Raw genomic sequence first — 16,919 nt, 5'->3', positions numbered from 1 at the left:
ACCGGGAGCTGGACCCGGTCGCCTTCGGCCGGGTCGTGGCGCAGAAGCGGGTGCTCGACGGCCGCAACGCCCTGGACCGCGAGGCGTGGACCGCCGCAGGCTGGACCCACCGCGCCCTCGGCCGCCGCGCCGGCTGACCGCGGCTGCTGAAGTTAGTCCAGTACGGGTGTTTGGGCGGACGGTCACGGTGAGCAGAACGGCTGCCGATGTCGAACGCATGGAGGCGTGGGTGATCGGCGTGCTGGTCGTGTGGGTGCTCGTGACCCTCGGGGTCGCCCTCGTCCTGGGGCGCGTTATCCGCCTCGCCGATGCCCGGGCCGCCACGCCGCGACCCTTCACGACCGCCGACCTCCCCGCCGGTTTCACACCCGGCGTTGCCCACTCGCGTCGCTGACGTCCCGCCCGCCCCGCCTCCCCCTCTGGTGTGACCGGCCGATCACGACCGGCGGCTGACCTGCCGATGACCCGTCCGTGTGGATGTGGATTATCGGGGGACTGGCCGTCTGGGTGCTGCTCGCCTTCGCGGTGGCCGTGGTCGTCGGCCGGGGCATCCGGCTCGCCGACGTGCGGGCCGCCGACCCGCTGAGCGCTCCTGAGCCCGCCGTCCGGCCGCGGCTGCGCACGCCCCGTCGGCGCATCCCGCTGCCGCCCGTCGGCGTCGGCCTGGCCGCGACCGCGGTGCTGCTGGAGACCGCCGGCTACATCGGCCGGCTGACCGGTGCCACCGGCCCGGTGGCCCGCGCCCTGTCCATGGACGCCCCCTACTCCGCACCCCGCACTTACGTCGCCGCGCTGTTCGCCGTGGCCGCCGTCGCCGCGATCGCCGGCGCGGTCCGCGCGCCGGGGCGCCGCACCTGGTGGCTCGCCGTCGGCCTGGTCAGCGCGGGCATCGCCGTCGTCAAGATCAGCGGCACCGTGCACGTCGAGGCGATGGCCGCGCTCTCGCAGGCCGTCGGCCAGGCCGGCGCCGTCGTCGCCAGCATCGCCTTCGTCTCCGCCGTGCTCGCCGTCCTCGCCTTCGTCAGCCGCGACGAGCGCCGCGACCGCCGCCGCGTCCTCACCTGCCTGGCGGCGTACGGCCTGGCCTCGGTCGGGCTCTCGACCGTCTCCACCCTGGCGGTCGGGCAGTGGGCGGTGACCGCCACCTACCTGGAGGAGTCCGGGGAGGCGCTGGCCGGCGTCGCCGTCCTGGTCGCCGTCCTCGTCGGTGTCGCGCCGCGCCTGGTGCTGCCCGCCTCGTGGGTGCTGCGCCGCGAGGAGGACGCCGAGGCCCTCCCCGCCGCCGCGCGGCTGCGCGACACCACCCAGGGCTGACTCCTGCCTCCGGGACGCGGCGGCCGTCAGGCGCTGGTGGTGAGGGGCGCGATGCAGCACCCGTCGCACGCGTGCTCGGTGCAGGCCCCGCCCAGCGCCTGGAGGTGGACGACGTCGTCCGGGTCGGGGTGTCCGACCCCGTGCGAGCACATCCGGTCGGAGTAGCCGAGGATCGGCCGCCAGACCTTCGGCCAGGTCCGCATGTGGTGGTTGCTCGGGTGGTGTCGGGAGCACCCCTGCCCCGCGCACAGCGCCGGGTCGTGCGGCGCGGCGAGGCTCATGGCCACAGCCTCCCGCGTGCGCGCCCCGGCAGGGGCAGTGCGGACCACGGCGGGCCGGTCAGCGTCGGGAGGTGACGAGGACCGCGGGGGTCCTGCGGTGACGGGGGTCGACGCACTGGGGATCACCGTCGGGGAGGTCATGGGGGGAGCGTGGACGGGACGCCTGCCGTCTGCCGGTGACCGACCTGTGAGGCTCCTGTGCGCCCCGGCCCACCGGCCGACACGTGCCGACGGCCGCGTCCCCGGCCGTCAGGACGGGGTCGTCGAGGACTTCCGACGGGAGAGCAGGTGGGCGGCCAGGAGGACGACCGCGACGCCGCCGATGATGAGCATGATCGTGGAGGCGGACCACGGGGCCGCCTGCCGCGCCTCCTCCTCCTCGGCCGCTGCCAGGTCCTGGAGTTGGACGGCCAGTGCCCGCACCGCGCCGGAGCGGTCGCCTGCCGTGAGCCGGGGCTCCACCTCGCCGGTCACCGCACGCTCGAGGTCCACCTCGGAGAGCGGGAAGTCCTCGGCGACCCAGTACCCGTACTCGTAGGTCGCGTCCCCGGCGGCCACGGCGAGCAGGACGTCGGTCTCGTCCAGGCCGGACAGCTGTGCGGTGTCCCGCGCCCACTCCCCGGGATCGGCGTTGTCGAACGAGGACACGAAGACGGCGTACAGCTGCAGGTCGTCCTCGGCCGCCAGGTCCGCCACGGCCCGCTCGGCCGCCGGCCTCCCGGTGCCGAGGAGCCCGGTCTGGTCGGTGATGTGGTCGGTCACCTCCTGCGGGGGCTCGGCGGACGCCGTCCCGGCAGCCGACAACACGAGTGCCAGGGCACCCAGGACGGTCACAGCCCTGCGCAAGGGAACCTCCGGGAGGACGGGGACAGGCTCGGCCGGAGGCGGACTCTACGCACGGATCCGCAGATCGCGGAGGTCCACTGCCCCATCGGGGGAACGACGCCCGCGGGTCGGGGACGCGCGTCGGGCGGGTGACGGGCCGCGTCACGACCGGCGGGAAGGCGCCCAGATGTCGGCGGAGCCGACCACCGGGGGCCGGTGGGCGGCCGCCGCGACGGCGACGTCCAGGGTCGGGTCGAACCAGTCCAGCAGGTGCAGGGGGCCGAAGCGGCTGCGCGTGCGTCCCTCATCGACGTCCTGCTCCGTCGCGAGGTCCAGCTCCACGCGGGACAGCGCGTCGAGGGTGACCACGCCCAGCTTCACCAGGCACTCCTTGCGCACCCAGTGGCGGAGGAAGGCGAGCGGCGGGTCGCTCGCCGAGCGGACCCGGGCCGCCTCGGCGGCGGTGAGGGTGTGGGCCAGGACGGCGGGGGCGAGGTCCCTCGTCCGCGCTCTCTCGACGTCGACGCCGATCGGCTGGCGGTCCGCGCCCGCCACCACGGCGCCGCGGGTGTGCGCCAGGCTGACGTGCAGCTCGGGGAGACCGGCGATCGAGGGCCTGCCGTGGTCGGTCGAGCCGCACTCCGCGCAGTCCTGCACCAGTTCGAGCGCCTCGACCGGCCGACCGGTCAGCGCCGCGGCGCAGTGGCGGACGAGCAGGTGTGCTGCGACGTGGGCGTCGCGGTCGGCCCGGTGGCGCAGGGCGGCGGCGCGCCGTCGTTCGCGGAGCGTCAGGAGGTGCTCGCCTCCGCGGCCCAGCACGTCCTCGGGGCGGGCGAGGAGGACGACGGGCTCACCATCGGGTGACCTTTCTCCCATTCGACGATCCACCTTCCTCACGATCCGGGCGTGTCGACGAGGCAACGAGACGCCGTCGACCTGCTCTGCGTGAGTGCCCGGCAGCGGAATGTAGGCCATCGGCGCTTTTCCGTGCGCTCTCATCACAGTTCGAAACGCATCGGTCATCCCCCGTGAGCGCAACGCCAATTCGGCCAGGTCAAGAGGCCGACACGGGAAGGTCCCCGGCGTCGCCACGGGGCTTTGCACCGTCCGGAAACCCGCACCTAACCTCGGGAAGTTCGTTCCCTGAAGGGCACCAGAGAGTGAATATATGACGACGCACAGCGATGACTGGGATTCCTTCTCGGCATTCGCGGGAGATGCCGAGCGGCAGTCCCCGACCGCAACTCCCGGATACGAGATGCGGGACAACACCGCCACGTCGTACCGGCTGCACGACAACTTCGTGGCGGAGATCTCCGGCCAGCGCTCGCTGGTGACCCGGCTGAGCCGGTTCTTCGAGCGCACCTGCGACGAGCGACCCTCGGCCACCGCGCTCGAGTGCGAGGGCGACCGCGTCTCCTACGCGGACCTGGACCAGCGCGCCAACCGGCTGGCGAACCTGCTGATGTCCCGCGGCGCGCGCGCCGGCGTCCGCGTGGGGATCCTCCTGCACCGCTCGGTGGACACCTACGTCGCGCTGCTGGCCGTCACGAAGACCGAGGCGACGTTCGTCCCGATCGACCCCGAGGCGCCCGCCGACCGGCTGCAGTACATCGCCGAGGACTCCTCGCTGAGCCTGCTGGTGACGCACACGTCGTTCGCCGCGTCCTGCGTCGCGCTGCCCTGCGAGGGCCTGTACCTCGACGAGCTGGGACCCGAGCTCGCGGTCCAGTCGAGCGCCCGTCCGGGCATCGAGTCCGACGGCGACCCGGTCTGCTACATCATCTACACCTCGGGCTCGAGCGGCCGCCCCAAGGGCGTCGAGATCACCCAGTCGAGCATCTGCAACTTCATCGGCATCGTGCCGTCCCTGTACGGGGTCGAGCCCACCGACCGCGTCTACCAGGGCATGACCATCGCCTTCGACTTCTCCATCGAGGAGATCTGGCCCACCTGGGCGGTCGGCGCGACGCTCGTCGCCGGCCCCACCGACGGCCGCCGCGTCGGGTCGGGTCTGGCCGACTTCCTCGAGGACAACGAGATCACGATGATCTACTGCGTCCCGACCGTGCTGGCGACCCTCGACCGCACCCTGCCGCTGATCCGCACGGTGAACGTCGGCGGCGAGGCCTGCCCCCGCGAGCTGGTCGACCGCTGGGGACCCGGCCGCCGGATCCTCAACACCTACGGGCCCACCGAGACCACCGTCACCTGCACGATGGCCGAGCTCCGGCCGGGCAAGCAGGTCACCATCGGCCGCCCCCTGCCGACCTACCGGGTCACCCTGCTCGACGACGACCGCAGGCCGGTCCCCGCGGGGCAGGTCGGCGAGATCTGCGTCGGCGGTCCCGGCGTGGCGCGCGGCTACGTGAACCGCCCCGACCTCACCGCCGACCGGTTCATCCCCGACCCCCGCGGCATCCCGGGTGAGCGCATCTACCGCACCGGCGACCTGGGCCGCTTCCTGCCCGACGGTGAGCTGGAGTACCTGGGACGGGCGGACAGCGAGGTCAAGGTGCGGGGGCACCGCGTGGACCTCCAGGAGATCGAGAGCGTCCTCCTCGAGCACGACGAGGTGACCGGGGCGGTGGTGACGCTCCTGCCGTCCCCCGACACCGGCGGGGAGCTCGCGGGCTACGTCATCCTCCGGGACGCCCGGGCGGCCGACGCCGTCCTCCCCAAGCTGCACGAGCAGCTGGTGGCCCAGATGCCGCCCTACATGGTCCCGTCGTACCTCGACGCTGTGACCTCGATCCCGATGCTGCCCAGCGGCAAGGCCGACCGCGGCCGGCTGCCCGCGCCCACCCGTCCCCGGCTGATCCGCACCGACCGCGAGCACGAGCCGCCGGCGACCCCGGCGGAGGCCTGGATCGCCGGCCTGTGGGAGCAGATGCTCAACCTGCCCGCCGGCGCGGTCTCGGTGGAGGCCAACTTCTTCGAGGCGCTGGGCGGGCACTCCCTCGTCGCGGCGAACGTCGTGTCCGCGATGCGGGAGAGCGAGCTCGGCTCGGGGCTGTCCATCCTGGACTTCTACAAGCACCCCACCGTCCGGGACCTGGCGACCTTCCTCGAGGACGGCACCACCGGCCGGTCCGACGAGCCGGTGACGCTCGAGCCGCGCGAGCCCCGGCCGGCACCGCCGTCCCGGCAGCGGGTCGTCGGCTTCGGGACGGCGCAGGTCGCGGTCCTCTACGCGATCATCCTGCTGTTCCTGTTCCCCGTCGGCGTCCTGTACGGGCTCAACGACGGTCAGCCCTCGCTCGCCCTGGTCCTCCAGCTGGCGATCGCGCTGCCGGCCGTCTACCTGCTGGCCCGCTGGGTCTTCCCGGTCGTCGGCGCGCGGCTGCTCTCCCGGGGGCTGCGCGCCGGTGACCACCCGCTGTGGGGCGGCATGCACCTGCGGGTGTGGATCCTCCAGAAGCTGATGTCGATCTCCCCGCTCACCGTCCTCAGCGGATCGCCGTGGGCGGTGACCTACCTGCGGCTGGCCGGTGCGCAGATCGACGACGAGGCCCACATCGGGACGGCGAACGTCTCGCTGCCGTCCATGCTGCGGGTGGGCCGCGGCGCCACGATCGGCTACGGCACGCAGCTGCACGCCCACCGCGTGGCCGAGGGCATCCTGACCATCGGCCCGGTCACCGTCGGTGCCGGCGCGGTCGTCGGCTCCGAGAGCGTGCTGGAGTGCGACTCGCAGGTCGGCGAGAACGCCATCCTCAGCGACCAGTCGCTGCTGCCGTCCCGCCGGAGCGTCCCCGCCGGCGAGACCTGGGCCGGGTCCCCGGCCCGTCCGGCGCCCGACTCGATGGACCCGGTCGTCGAGCTCATGGCGGCCTGCGACGAGGCGCCGCGCACCTGGCCCAGCCACCTCCTGGCCGGCTTCGCCGGTGGTGTCCTGCTGCTCGAGCTGCTGCCGTTCCTCATCCTGCTGCCGGTGGTGGCGGTCGTCTGGTGGGTCCTGCTCAGCTTCGGGACGGCGGCCGGCCTCCTGGCCACGGCGCTGTCCGGCCCGCTGTTCGTGGCGGCCTCGTGCGCCCTCATCCTGGGTGCCCGGCGCCTCGTGCTGCCGGCGACCCCGGAGGGCGTGCACCACCTGCGGTCGCAGCTGGGCCTGGAGAAGTGGCTGGGGGACAAACTGCTCGAGCAGAGCCTGCTGTTCAACAACACCATGTACTCCACGCTCTACACGCCGATGTGGCTGCGGGCGCTCGGGACCCGGGTCGGCAAGGGCGCCGAGGTGTCCACCATCGCCAACATCGACCCGGACTTGCTCACGGTGGGCGAGGGCAGCTTCGTGGCCGACATGGCCAGCGTGGGCAGCGCCACCTACGCCAACGGCCACGTCGCCTTCCGGCGGACCGAGATCGGCTCCCGCGCCTTCGTCGGGAACGCCGCCTTCGTCCCGTCGGGGTCGCACCTCGGGGACGGGTCGCTCATCGGCGTCCGCTCGGTCCCGCCGACCGCCGGCACCGAGGCCGGCACCTCGTGGCTCGGCTCGCCGCCGTTCTTCCTCCCCCGCCGCGAGGTGTTCGAGAAGTTCACCGAGGCCGACACCTACGCCCCCTCGCGCCGGCAGGTCCGTGCCCGCTACGCGATCGAGGCCCTCCGGATCGTGCTGCCGAGTTCCCTGCTGGCCGTCGCGACCTTCGCGACCCTGTACGGCCTCTCGGCGCTGGCGCTCTCCTGGAACACGGTGGCCACCGTGCTGCTCGCGCCGCTGGTCGCCCTGACCTCCAGCGTCCTGGTGGTCGTCCTCGTGGCCGCGCTCAAGTGGGTCGTCGTCGGCCGCTACCGGCCGCGGGTGCGGCCGCTGTGGAGCGGCTTCGTCCGCCGGACGGAGTTCGTGACCGGCATCTACGAGGCGGCGGCGGTGCCGGCCCTGCTCACCTTCCTCACCGGCACGCCCCTGCTCGGCCCGGCGCTGCGGCTGTTCGGGTCCCGGGTCGGCCGGCGGACGCTGGTCGACACGACGTACCTCACCGAGTTCGACCTCGTGACCATCGGGGACGACGTCTCGGTCGGCACGAACGCATCGCTGCAGACCCACCTCTTCGAGGACCGCGTCATGAAGATGGACCACGTCACCCTGCGCGACCGCGCGACCATCGGCGACAAGGCCGTCGTCCTCTACGGCTCGGTCGTGGAGGAGGACGCCACCCTGTCGGCAATGTCGCTGGCGATGAAGGGCGAGGTGCTGCCGAGGGAGACCACCTGGTGCGGCATCCCGGCTCAGAAGGTGGGACGGGCTCCGACGGCCGCGCCGGCGCGCGACCGGCGCCGGGTGCCGGCCGGGGCGACGGCGGTCCGGCGATGACCGCGAGCACGCAGCCGTCGCTGCCCCACGCCTGCGAGCCGGCCCCGTCCGGCGACGTCCCGGGCACCCCGTCGAGCAGCGCGCCGACCCTGCGGTCGAGCGCCCGCTTGGTCGGCGTCGACGCCGCCCGCGGGATCGCGCTGTTCGGCATGATGGCCGTGCACACCATCGACTCCGTCGACGACGAGGGCAACGTGTCGCTGGCCTGGACGCTGGCCGGGGGCAAGTCGGCGGCCCTGTTCGCGCTGTTGGCAGGCGTCGGTGTCGCGTTCGCCACCGGCCGCCGGCAGCGGCCGACCGCGCGGACCTGGCCCGGGCACGCGGCCGCGCTGCTGGTGCGGGCGCTCATCATCGGCGGCGTCGGGCTGCTCCTGGGTGCCGTGGTGCCCGCCGACCTCGCCGCGGTGATCCTGCCGTACTACGCGCTGCTGTTCGTGCTGGCCGTCCCGCTGCTGACCCTGTCCAGCCGTGCCCTCATCGCCCTGGCTGCGACGATCGCGGTGGTCGTGCCGGTCCTCAGCCACTGGCTGCGGTCGGGCACGGAGGTGCGGGACACGGTGCCGAACCTGACGTTCGGCGCCCTGGTCAGCGAGCCGGGCCTGGTGCTGCGGGAGCTCGCGCTGACCGGCGTGTACCCGGCGCTGCCGTGGATGGCCTACCTCTGCGCCGGCCTGGCGGTCGGGCGTGCGCTGCTGACGTCGCGGCGCACGGTCGGGCTCATCGTCCTGACCGGCGCCGGGCTGGTCGTGGCCGCGCAGACGGTCTCGTGGTTCCTGCTCGACGTCCTGGGCGGCCGCATCGACCTCGAGGCAGCCGCGAGCGCGTCGATGTCCTCGGACGAGCTGGCCGAGGTCATGGCGACCGGGTGGGCCGGGACGACGCCGACGGACACGGCCTGGTGGCTGGCCAGCCTGGCGCCGCACTCGACCACCCCGCTGGACCTGGCCTCCACCATCGGGCTCGGTCTGGTCGTGCTCGGCGTCGCCATCCTCGTCGGCCGCACCACCAGCGTGCTCCTGCGGCCGCTGGCCGCCGCGGGGAGCATGACGCTGACGCTGTACTCCCTGCACCTGCTGATGCTGGGCCTTCTCCCCGGCGACCTCACGGGTCTGCTCATCCACCTCGCGGTCGTCGTGGCGCTCGCGCTGGTGTGGAGCCGCTACCACGCGCGCGGCCCACTGGAGGAGCTCGTGGCCCGGGCGACCGGTGCGGTGCGCCGCAGGGTGCAGTCGGCGACGTCACCGCGGCGGGAGGCGCTGGTGCTCGACGCAGACGGTCGGGTCCGTGCCCCCTGAACCCTCGGGTCGCCGTGACCTGGCGCTGGTCTACCGCGGGCCGGCGTCCACCCCCGGGTGCCCGGAGGCGGTGGCGGCCGCGCTGCGCCGGAGCCGGCGGGACCTCGACGTCCGCTTCGTCGGGCCGCGCGAGGAACTGCCGCTGGAGCCGGGCGTGCTCGCCGGCGCCCGGCTCTACGCCCAGCCGGGCGGAGGTGGCCTGCGGCGGGCGTACCGGAAGATGAGGCGCTCCCGCGAGGCCATCCGGGAGTTCGTCGGGTCCGGTGGGGCGTACCTCGGGTTCTGCCTGGGCGGGTACCTCGCCGGCGAGACCCCCGGCTTCGGCCTGCTGCCCGGGGACGCCGACCGGTTCATCTCCTCGCCCGGCGCCCGTCCCGACCACGACGGCGACAGCCTCGTCACGCTGACCTGGGCGGGACGCCGTCGCCAGGTCTACTTCCAGGACGGTGCCTGGTTCGACCTGGACCCGGCCCGGGGACCGGCGGAGGTGCTGGCCACCTACGACAACGGGCTGCCCGCGGCGGTCGTCGCGCCCTTCGGCCGAGGTGCGGTGGCAGTCGTGGGGCCGCACCCCGAGGCCACGCCGGACTGGTACACCGACAGCGGGCTCCCGGTGCCCGACGACGTCCGGGCCGACCTCACCCAGGACCTGGTGGACCGGGTGCTGACGGCCGGCTGCCCGCGCTGAACCCGGGCGCCACGGTGGGCGCTCCCCGTGGGGGAGCGCCCACCGTGGTGGTCACGAGGCGTCGATCAGTTGCCCGACCGTGCGGCCCAGCCGGCCGTCGAGGGCATGGCCGACGCCGGCCGGGTACTCGCTCGACGTGACGACGCCGCGACCGGCGTAGAACCGCTCCCCGGCCTGCGCGCCCCAGGAGGCGGTCAGCGGGACCGACGTGTCGGCGGTGCCGGTGAACCAGTGGCCGCGGACCCCGGCCATGCGTGCCGCGGTCACGGCGGACCCGCCGTCGGCCGGCGGGCCACCGCCGCCGAACACCACCCAGCCGCCGCCGAGGCGCATCAGCTCCGGGTGCCGCGGCACGAGGAAGCGGGTGATCTCCTGCGCGCCGGAGGAGAAGCCGCTGAGCCACACCTCGCTGACTGGGTAGCTGCTCAGCTGCCTCTCGACGAGCCCGGCGAGGAAGTCCGCATAGGCACCGGTGTCGCCGCTGTGCCAGCACTCGCAGGACTGGTTGGGGCTCTCCACGGCGAGCGTGATCATGTTGCGCGCCCTGCTGGTGGCCACCAGCCCCGACGAGCCACCCAGCGCGTAGGACGAGGTCGGGTTGTCCACGCCGTACTCGCCGGTGCCGTCGACGTAGACGACCAGCCCCACCGGCTTCGCCGGGTCGATGCCGGCGGCGTAGAGCAGGTAGTTGCCGGTCTGGCCGTTGCCCGCGGTGAAGGACCAGCGCGCCTGGTCGGTGAACGCCCCGCCCGACCCGCCGGTGGAGGCACCGGCAGCGGTGGGTGCGGCGGCCGCGGCGACGGGGGCAGGAGCGGGGGCAGGGGCGCTCGTCGACCGGCCCGACGAGGAGTCACGCCGTCCCTGGCCTGCCGTCCCGGCCGCCGGCGGGACCCCGGAGGCGACGTGGGACGGGACGAATGCCGCCGCGGGCTCGTCCACGTCCTCGACCGGCGACCCGGGGGACCCGGCGGCGGGGGTCTGCGGCTGCGTCTGGACCGGGGTCGGAGGGGCCGGTGCCGGAGGGGTCGGCACGGGCGTCGGGACGGCGTCGCTCGGCTGCGTGGCGGCGTCGCCGATCGCGACCGGCGGGTCGATCGCCGTCCGGCTGCTCGTGTCGGACTGGCCGGCCGCGCCGGCGGTGCCGAGCTGGAGGTCGGCGGGACCGCACGCGGCGGTGGTCAGGGACACGAGAGCCGCGGCCGCGAGGACGCTGGCCCGACGGCCGGCCGTAGAGAGGGAACTGCGCACGAGTGGTCCTCCGGACGCCCGCTCACCCGTGGCGACGGACAGTGATTGCGTAGTGACTCTTCGAGGCTGACACATGCGGTGCGCATCCGCTAGATAACAGTCGGTCACGGTCGTCACATTCGATTCACCCGCCCCAGGGACACCGGCCCGCCTGCCGATACCGGATGGCTCACTCCTCGTCGCGAGCGGAACGCAAGGAGGTGGGTGCACGTCAGAATGGGGGTGTCGGCCGGGACCGCCCGGTCACCCAGGCCTCGAGGACGGGGATGCGCGCAGGTCGACGGTGGTCCACGGGTGTCCTGGTGTGCTCGGCGCTGGTCCTCAGCGGCTGCACCTCGGCGGGCCCGGGCGACGTCGGCCCGGAGCCTGTCGGCCCCGAGCCCGTCGGCCCCGAGCCGTGGCCCGACCGGCCGGTGGTCGACCTGCGCTTCGAGGTCGCCCCCGACCTCGCGACGGTGGCCGGCCGGGAGGTCGTCGAGTTCACGCCGGACCTGGACACCTGCGAACTGGTCTTCCGGTCCTGGCCCAACAAGCCGGCCACCTCGCGAGCGGGGAGCTCGTTGACGGTGTCGGACGTGCAGGTCGACGGCCGGGACGCCGCCTTCCTCGACATCGCCGCCGGCGCACCGGAGGGCGCACCGGCCGGCACCCTGGTCGAGGTCCCGCTGCCCGACTGCGTGTCGGCGGGGGAGACCGTCACCGCCGAGCTGACGTTCGACCTGGTCCTCGGCGAGGAGGTCAACGAGCGGGTCGGGACCTCCTCCGACGCGGAGGTCGCCTGGTTCGCCACCGCGTTCCCCCTCCTGGCATGGGAGCGGGGGCGCGGGTGGGAGCGCGGTCCGGCCGTCCCGGTCAACGGCGAGACCGCCGTGAGCGAGGACTTCCTGCTGGACTCGCTGGAGGTCGTCGCGCCGTCCGGCTACGAGGTCCTCGGCACCGGGGAGGCGGACGGGACGGAGGGCGGGGAGGGCGGGACGACCGTCCACCGCTTCACCGCCCCGGCGGTGCGCGACGTCGCCGTCGCGGTCGGGGACCTGGACGTGACCGAGCGGACGATCGACGGCGTCCGCGTGCGGGTGGGCCTGGACCGGGCGGTGGAGGAGGCCGACGCGGGGGCCTGGCTGGACCAGATCGCCGAGTCCAACAGGGACCTCGTCGACCTGCTCGGCCCGTTCCCCTACGACGACCTGTGGGTCGTGGTGCTCTCCAGCCAGACGAGCGGCATCGAGTTCCCCGGGGCGATCCAGTTCGGGGACGTGGACCCGGCAGAGCGTCGCGGGCTGGTGACGCACGAGCTCGCGCACATGTGGTTCTACGGGTGGGTCGGCAACGACCAGGGCGAGCACCCCTGGCTGGACGAGTCGTTCGCGACGTTCGCCCAGTCGGTGGCCGACGGCGACGAGCAGCCGTTCGCCCACCTCGCCACGGCGGAGGCCCCGCCGGTGGGTGGCTCCATGACGTACTGGGCGGCGGAGTTCCGGCGGCCCAGCAGCACCTACTACGACACCGTCTACACGCTCGGGGGCGCCGCCCTGGTCGAGGCCCGCGAGCGGGCCGGCCGGGAGGCCTTCGACGCCGCCCTGGCCGACTACCTGGAGACGAACGCCCACTCCATCGTCACCCCGGACGACGTGCGGGAGGCGTTCTCCGACCTGCCGGAGGTCCTCGAGGTGCTGCGTCAGGTCGGCGCCCTGTCCTGACCCCGCCGGTGCCCGGACTCCGGCGGCCGGCCGAGAGCGACGGATCTCAAGGACATCGCGATCACCGTCCGGGGCGCGGCCGGCGTCGAGGACGCGTTGACCGCCGGCCGCGCCTGCGCCCGGAACGACCCGCTCGAGACCGCGCTGTTCGGCAACGCCCCCCGACTGGGGCCGGGTGCTGGGCGCGATCGGCACCACCGACGCCGCGTTCGAACGCGACCGGCTGGACGTGACGATCAACGGCGTCGCCGTGTGCCGGGGTGGGGCGATCGTGATCCGCGGGAGGACGTCGACCTGACCGGCCGGGCGGCCGGTGAGCAGCATCGGCCCCTGGCCGCCCCGTGCCTGGCGCTGCCCGTCTCATAGGTGATCCGCTACGCGGAGGACGTCGACGCCCGCCCCGACGCCGCGAGACTGCGCGACACCGTCCACGGCTGCGGCCTCCTGCCGCTCGACGGCGGTCGTCGCCGGGCGATGCCGTCGCCTCTGCGGACCCTCGGGCGATGGGATCAAACGGAACTGTCTCGCTGCGTAACCGGGTTGGATGGTGACTCTCCGTGTTTTTCGACCCGGCGTGTACACGAGTTGTGCCCGAATCGGTTGACGCCTCCTCATGTCCAGCTGACAGTCGAGTTCAGTGACGGGGGAAGAGGGCCCACGTCACGTGCCACATCGTCGTTCGAACGGATGTGGTCCGGGAGCGGCGAGTGCACACGGGCGCGGTCGATGGCGCGACGGCGCGTGGCGCATATGCGTCACTCTCCGTAGTCGCGTCCGCCGTGTCGGCGACGCTCCCCCCGTGGGTCCGGCGGGTCGTCCTGGTCGCGCTGTTCCTCGGACTCGCATGGGTGGCAACGGTCGTGTCGGCCGGCTCCGCCGCCGCCCACACGCCGCAGGAGGCCCCCACCGCCGAGCAGGGCGAGTCCGTGCCGTTCCCTGCGCCCGCGGCCGAGCGGCACGACGTCGACTGGCCGGACCAGCCGATGCCCCCGGCGCCCGTGCCGCACGACCACGACGTGGACGAACCGGCCACCGGTTCCGGTGCACCCGGCGGGCCGGCGGACGTCGCCCCGCCGTCCGAGCCGGCCACCCCCGCCCCCTCCTCCGGTGGCGATGCGGCCGCTCCGGAGTCTCCGAGTGGCTCGTCGGGGGACGAGCCGGCCACTCCCGCCCCCGCCCCGGTGGCTGAGCCCTCGCCCGTGACACCCCAGCCCGTGACGTCCACGCCGGAGACACCCCCGGCGGGGACGCCTGCGCCGGCAGCACCGGGGTCGACGCCCGCGCCCGCGGTCCCGGCTGCGCCGTCCCCAGCCACCCCGGCGGCTCCGGGATCGACGCCACCGAGCAACCCGGAGACGACCACCCCGGAGACGGCCTCCCGCGGGACGACCACCCCGGAGGACGCTGCGAGCCCCGCGGACACGCCCCCGGCGACGGATGCGGGGACGGGGGGTGCGCCGGTTCCCACGGCCGACCCCGCGGCGCCCCAGGCGGCGACGGTCACGACCACCCTGGACGCCGAGGTCGTGGTCCCCGAGGCCACGGGCAATGAGAGCGCTGCCCCCAGGCCGGAGGCCGTCGCCGTCCCCGCCACAGATCCCCTGCCTGCCCCGACACCGTCGGTCTTCCGGGAGGCGCTGCTGGCCCCGGCCGACGACGACGCGCCGGTGCAGAGCAGTGCCGTCGTGTCGTCCTGGGGGCTCGCGTCCTCGGCCGAGCGGGACGACCCCGCTCCCGGGGCATCCGCGGCCACGGCCGTCGTCGCCGCCGACGAGGTCCCGGTCGCTCCGCCGCCGGCCCCGGCTCCGCCGGTGCCCGCTCCCCTGGCCCCGCCGCCGCCCGCACCGGTCGCGCCGAGCGCGCCGGCGACGGGCGCACACGCGTCCTCGGCCTCGTGCGGTGCGGGCAGCGAGTGCGCGTTCGGCCTCCCGGTGGCGGTCCTGCCTGCCGCCCTGGCGGCACCGTCCCTCGGTGCCGCCGCCGTCCTGCTCCACTCCGGTGTCGCCGGATCGGTCGTCGGGGGCGCCGACGACCCGGGCTGCTGCCCCGACTGACCCTCTTCCCCGGCTGAGCCGCCACGTCCCTCCACGGGCGTGCTGACCGGCAGCCGGTCTCTGGCATGCGCCCATCCCGCAGCGCCCACGACTGAACGCACGCCTGCATGCCCACGTAATCCAAGGACCTGACCCATGAGGCCACCCCTGACCCCGACGCCTGTCTCCACTCACCCCTCAGAGCAGCGCTGGAGGACCGTGTACGCCGTCCTCCCGAGCCTGCTCGCCCTCGCCCTCGGTCTCGTGGCCGCTGCGGTCGGTCCTGCCGATGCCGGAGGCCCTCGCCCGGCCGACCGCCGACGGCGGCGCGCCCGGCTCCGGACACCGGCCAGGCACGCACCGGCCGGCAGCGCCGTCCTCGTCGGTGCCGCCTCGCAGCCGGTGTTCCCCGCCACGCCTCAGCACCCACAGCCGGGGCACCTGGCTCTGCCGGTCGACAGCCGGGGCTCCCGGTTCGAGGAAACGCTCGCCCGGCTCACCCCCGCGGACGTCCCCGATGTGCTCCGGTTCCTGACCCGCGCCGACCTGACGAGCAGTGGCCTCCGGGACCCGGCCGTGCGGCTGTGGGTGCTGCGCGACGCCACGGGGGAGGTGCGGGGCTCCGCAGGGTACGAGCTGTCGGCGGACGGTCGGCAGGCGCTGATCCGGAGCGTCGCCGTCGATCCGGCGTGGCGGCGTGAGGGCCTGGGTCTGCGCCTGGCCGCCTTCACCCTGGAGCGGGCGGCCGAGGAGGGCGCCCGTCAGGCGTGGTTGTTCAGCCGCCATCGCGGGCCCTTCTGGCGACGGCTGGGCTTCGAACCCGTCGACCGCGACGCCCTCACCCGCGTGCTGGCCGGTACGCACCAGGTCCGGCTCTTCCAGCGCACCGGCCAGATGCAGCACGAGGTCGCCTGGACGCGATCCCTCGTCGGCGTGCACAGCGGTGGGGGTTGACGCCCGGTGCCACCCCACCGGCCCCGCGCCGACCCCGACCGCGGCTCCTGGAGGACCCCTCCCGGACCCGCATCCCAGCCCTTGCAGACGTCTACGAGAACGGTGCACTCGACATGACACAACTGGTCACGGAGAACCTGGCCACCCCCCGGGTGGACCCCCCGCTCGCGACGCCGCGGCCCCGTCGGCGGATCGGCACCACGCGCGTGATGCGCACCTACGACCCGGAGGGCGATCAGCAGAAGGTCGCCGTCCTGACCGGGGCGCTGCCGTGGCTCAAGGAGTTCCACGGCAACGTCGTGGTGGTCAAGTACGGCGGTCACGCGATGGTCGACGAGGAGTGCCGCCGGGCCTTCGCCGAGGACATGGTCTTCCTGCGGACCTGCGGCATCCTGCCCGTCGTCGTGCACGGCGGCGGGCCGCAGGTCACCGCGATGCTCGACCGCCTGGGCATCGCCAGCGAGTTCCGCGGCGGCCTGCGGGTGACCACCGAGGAGACCATCGAGGTCGTCCGGATGGTGCTGGTCGGCCAGGTGGGCCCCGAGGTCGTGGGGCTGATCAACGAGCAGGGCGGACGCGCGGCCGGCCTGTCCGGTGAGGACGGCGGCCTGTTCACCGCCGAGCGCACCCCCGCCACGGTGGACGGCGAACCGGTCGACGTCGGCCTGGTCGGCGACGTGGTCGCCGTCGACCCCGCGCCGGTGCGCGCACTCCTGGACTCCGGGCACATCCCGGTGATCGCCACCGTCGCCCCGGACCGGGACGGCGTGGTGCACAACGTCAACGCCGACACCGCCGCCGCCGCGGTCGCCGTCGCGCTGGGCGCGGTGAAGCTCGTCGTCCTCACCGACGTCGAGGGCCTCTACGCCGACTGGCCCCACCGGGACTCGCTGGTCCAGAAGATCGACAGCCGGGAGCTGGCCGAGGTCCTGCCCACGCTGGACTCGGGGATGGTGCCGAAGATGGCCGCCTGCCTGCGGGCGGTCGAGGGCGGGGTGACGCGGGCGACCGTCGTAGACGGGCGCACCCCGCACGCCCTGCTGCTGGAGATGTTCACGTCCGAGGGTACCGGCACGATGGTCCTCCCGGCGGTCGACGGCGCGAGCCCGGTTCCGGCCGACGCGGAGGCCGCGCGGTGAGCCGCACGGAGGAGCTGGCCGCCCGCTGGTCGGCGGTGATGATGAACAACTACAAGACCCCGCCGGTGGCGCTGGCCCGCGGCGCGGGCGCCACCGTGTGGGACGTCGACGGGCGGGCGTACACCGAC

At 74.4% G+C, this 16,919-nt stretch carries 14 protein-coding genes; 10 read left to right on the top strand and 4 right to left on the bottom strand.

Translation table 11 applies throughout. The annotated features are described in order from the left end of the window. Positions 1-229: 229 nt before the first annotated feature. Together ACI78Z_RS23560 and ACI78Z_RS23555 are read left to right on the top strand one after the other, a co-directional pair. On the top strand, positions 230-394 hold the full coding sequence (locus ACI78Z_RS23560) for a hypothetical protein (protein WP_457038965.1): 165 nt from the start codon (positions 230-232) through the stop codon (positions 392-394). Positions 395-477: 83 nt separating this feature from the next. Beyond that, on the top strand, positions 478-1,314 hold the full coding sequence (locus tag ACI78Z_RS23555; RefSeq protein WP_457038966.1) for a hypothetical protein: 837 nt from the start codon (positions 478-480) through the stop codon (positions 1,312-1,314). 26 nt (positions 1,315-1,340) lie between these two features. Here the strand turns inward: ACI78Z_RS23555 and ACI78Z_RS23550 are convergent, their stop codons facing one another. The 3 genes from ACI78Z_RS23550 to ACI78Z_RS23540 form a co-directional block, all read right to left on the bottom strand. Further along, the gene (locus tag ACI78Z_RS23550) at positions 1,341-1,595 is read right to left on the bottom strand and encodes a hypothetical protein (protein ID WP_457038964.1); all 255 of its coding nucleotides are present in this window, start codon (positions 1,593-1,595) and stop codon (positions 1,341-1,343) included. 249 nt (positions 1,596-1,844) lie between these two features. After that, positions 1,845-2,441, bottom strand: coding sequence for a TPM domain-containing protein (locus tag ACI78Z_RS23545; protein ID WP_457038963.1), 597 nt, complete (start codon positions 2,439-2,441; stop codon positions 1,845-1,847). A gap of 141 nt (positions 2,442-2,582) precedes the next feature. Next, entirely contained in the window at positions 2,583-3,317 is a 735-nt protein-coding gene (locus ACI78Z_RS23540; RefSeq protein WP_457038962.1) for a 4'-phosphopantetheinyl transferase family protein, read from the bottom strand. Between the two features lie 361 nt (positions 3,318-3,678). Between ACI78Z_RS23540 and ACI78Z_RS23535 the strand changes: the two genes are divergently transcribed. The 3 genes from ACI78Z_RS23535 to ACI78Z_RS23525 are packed head-to-tail and all read left to right on the top strand — an operon-like array spanning position 3,679 to position 9,717. After that, positions 3,679-7,734 (top strand): Pls/PosA family non-ribosomal peptide synthetase, encoded by a 4,056-nt coding sequence (locus ACI78Z_RS23535; protein ID WP_457038961.1) that lies wholly within the window; start codon positions 3,679-3,681, stop codon positions 7,732-7,734. Next, positions 7,731-9,029, top strand: coding sequence for a heparan-alpha-glucosaminide N-acetyltransferase domain-containing protein (locus ACI78Z_RS23530; RefSeq protein ID WP_457038960.1), 1,299 nt, complete (start codon positions 7,731-7,733; stop codon positions 9,027-9,029). Before ACI78Z_RS23535 ends, ACI78Z_RS23530 begins: the two co-directional genes overlap by 4 nt. Further along, entirely contained in the window at positions 9,019-9,717 is a 699-nt protein-coding gene (locus ACI78Z_RS23525) for a BPL-N domain-containing protein (RefSeq protein ID WP_457038959.1), read from the top strand. The genes ACI78Z_RS23530 and ACI78Z_RS23525 overlap by 11 nt, the downstream gene beginning before the upstream one ends. Before the next feature lie 51 nt (positions 9,718-9,768). On the opposite strand, the gene ACI78Z_RS23520 is transcribed toward ACI78Z_RS23525, so the two are convergent. Further along, positions 9,769-10,965 (bottom strand): hypothetical protein, encoded by a 1,197-nt coding sequence (locus ACI78Z_RS23520; protein WP_457038958.1) that lies wholly within the window; start codon positions 10,963-10,965, stop codon positions 9,769-9,771. A gap of 266 nt (positions 10,966-11,231) precedes the next feature. On the opposite strand from ACI78Z_RS23520, the gene ACI78Z_RS23515 reads away from it, so the two are divergent. The 5 genes from ACI78Z_RS23515 to argB all read left to right on the top strand — a co-directional run bounded on the left by ACI78Z_RS23515 (position 11,232) and on the right by argB (position 16,791). Further along, positions 11,232-12,665, top strand: a complete 1,434-nt coding sequence (locus tag ACI78Z_RS23515) for a M1 family aminopeptidase (protein WP_457038957.1) — start codon at positions 11,232-11,234, stop codon at positions 12,663-12,665. 175 nt (positions 12,666-12,840) lie between these two features. Continuing rightward, positions 12,841-12,963, top strand: a complete 123-nt coding sequence (locus ACI78Z_RS23510; RefSeq protein WP_457038956.1) for a hypothetical protein — start codon at positions 12,841-12,843, stop codon at positions 12,961-12,963. 1,228 nt (positions 12,964-14,191) lie between these two features. Then, positions 14,192-14,719, top strand: coding sequence for a hypothetical protein (locus ACI78Z_RS23505; protein ID WP_457038955.1), 528 nt, complete (start codon positions 14,192-14,194; stop codon positions 14,717-14,719). 198 nt (positions 14,720-14,917) lie between these two features. Further along, the gene (locus ACI78Z_RS23500) at positions 14,918-15,652 is read left to right on the top strand and encodes a GNAT family N-acetyltransferase (RefSeq protein ID WP_457038954.1); all 735 of its coding nucleotides are present in this window, start codon (positions 14,918-14,920) and stop codon (positions 15,650-15,652) included. Positions 15,653-15,765: 113 nt separating this feature from the next. Then, complete coding sequence (gene argB, locus ACI78Z_RS23495; protein ID WP_457038953.1) at positions 15,766-16,791, top strand: acetylglutamate kinase; 1,026 nt, start codon at positions 15,766-15,768, stop codon at positions 16,789-16,791. Positions 16,792-16,919: the final 128 nt, after the last annotated feature.

This window comes from Geodermatophilus sp. SYSU D01176 (assembly GCF_054050015.1).
This window is presented reverse-complemented; position numbering and strand designations above follow the sequence as displayed.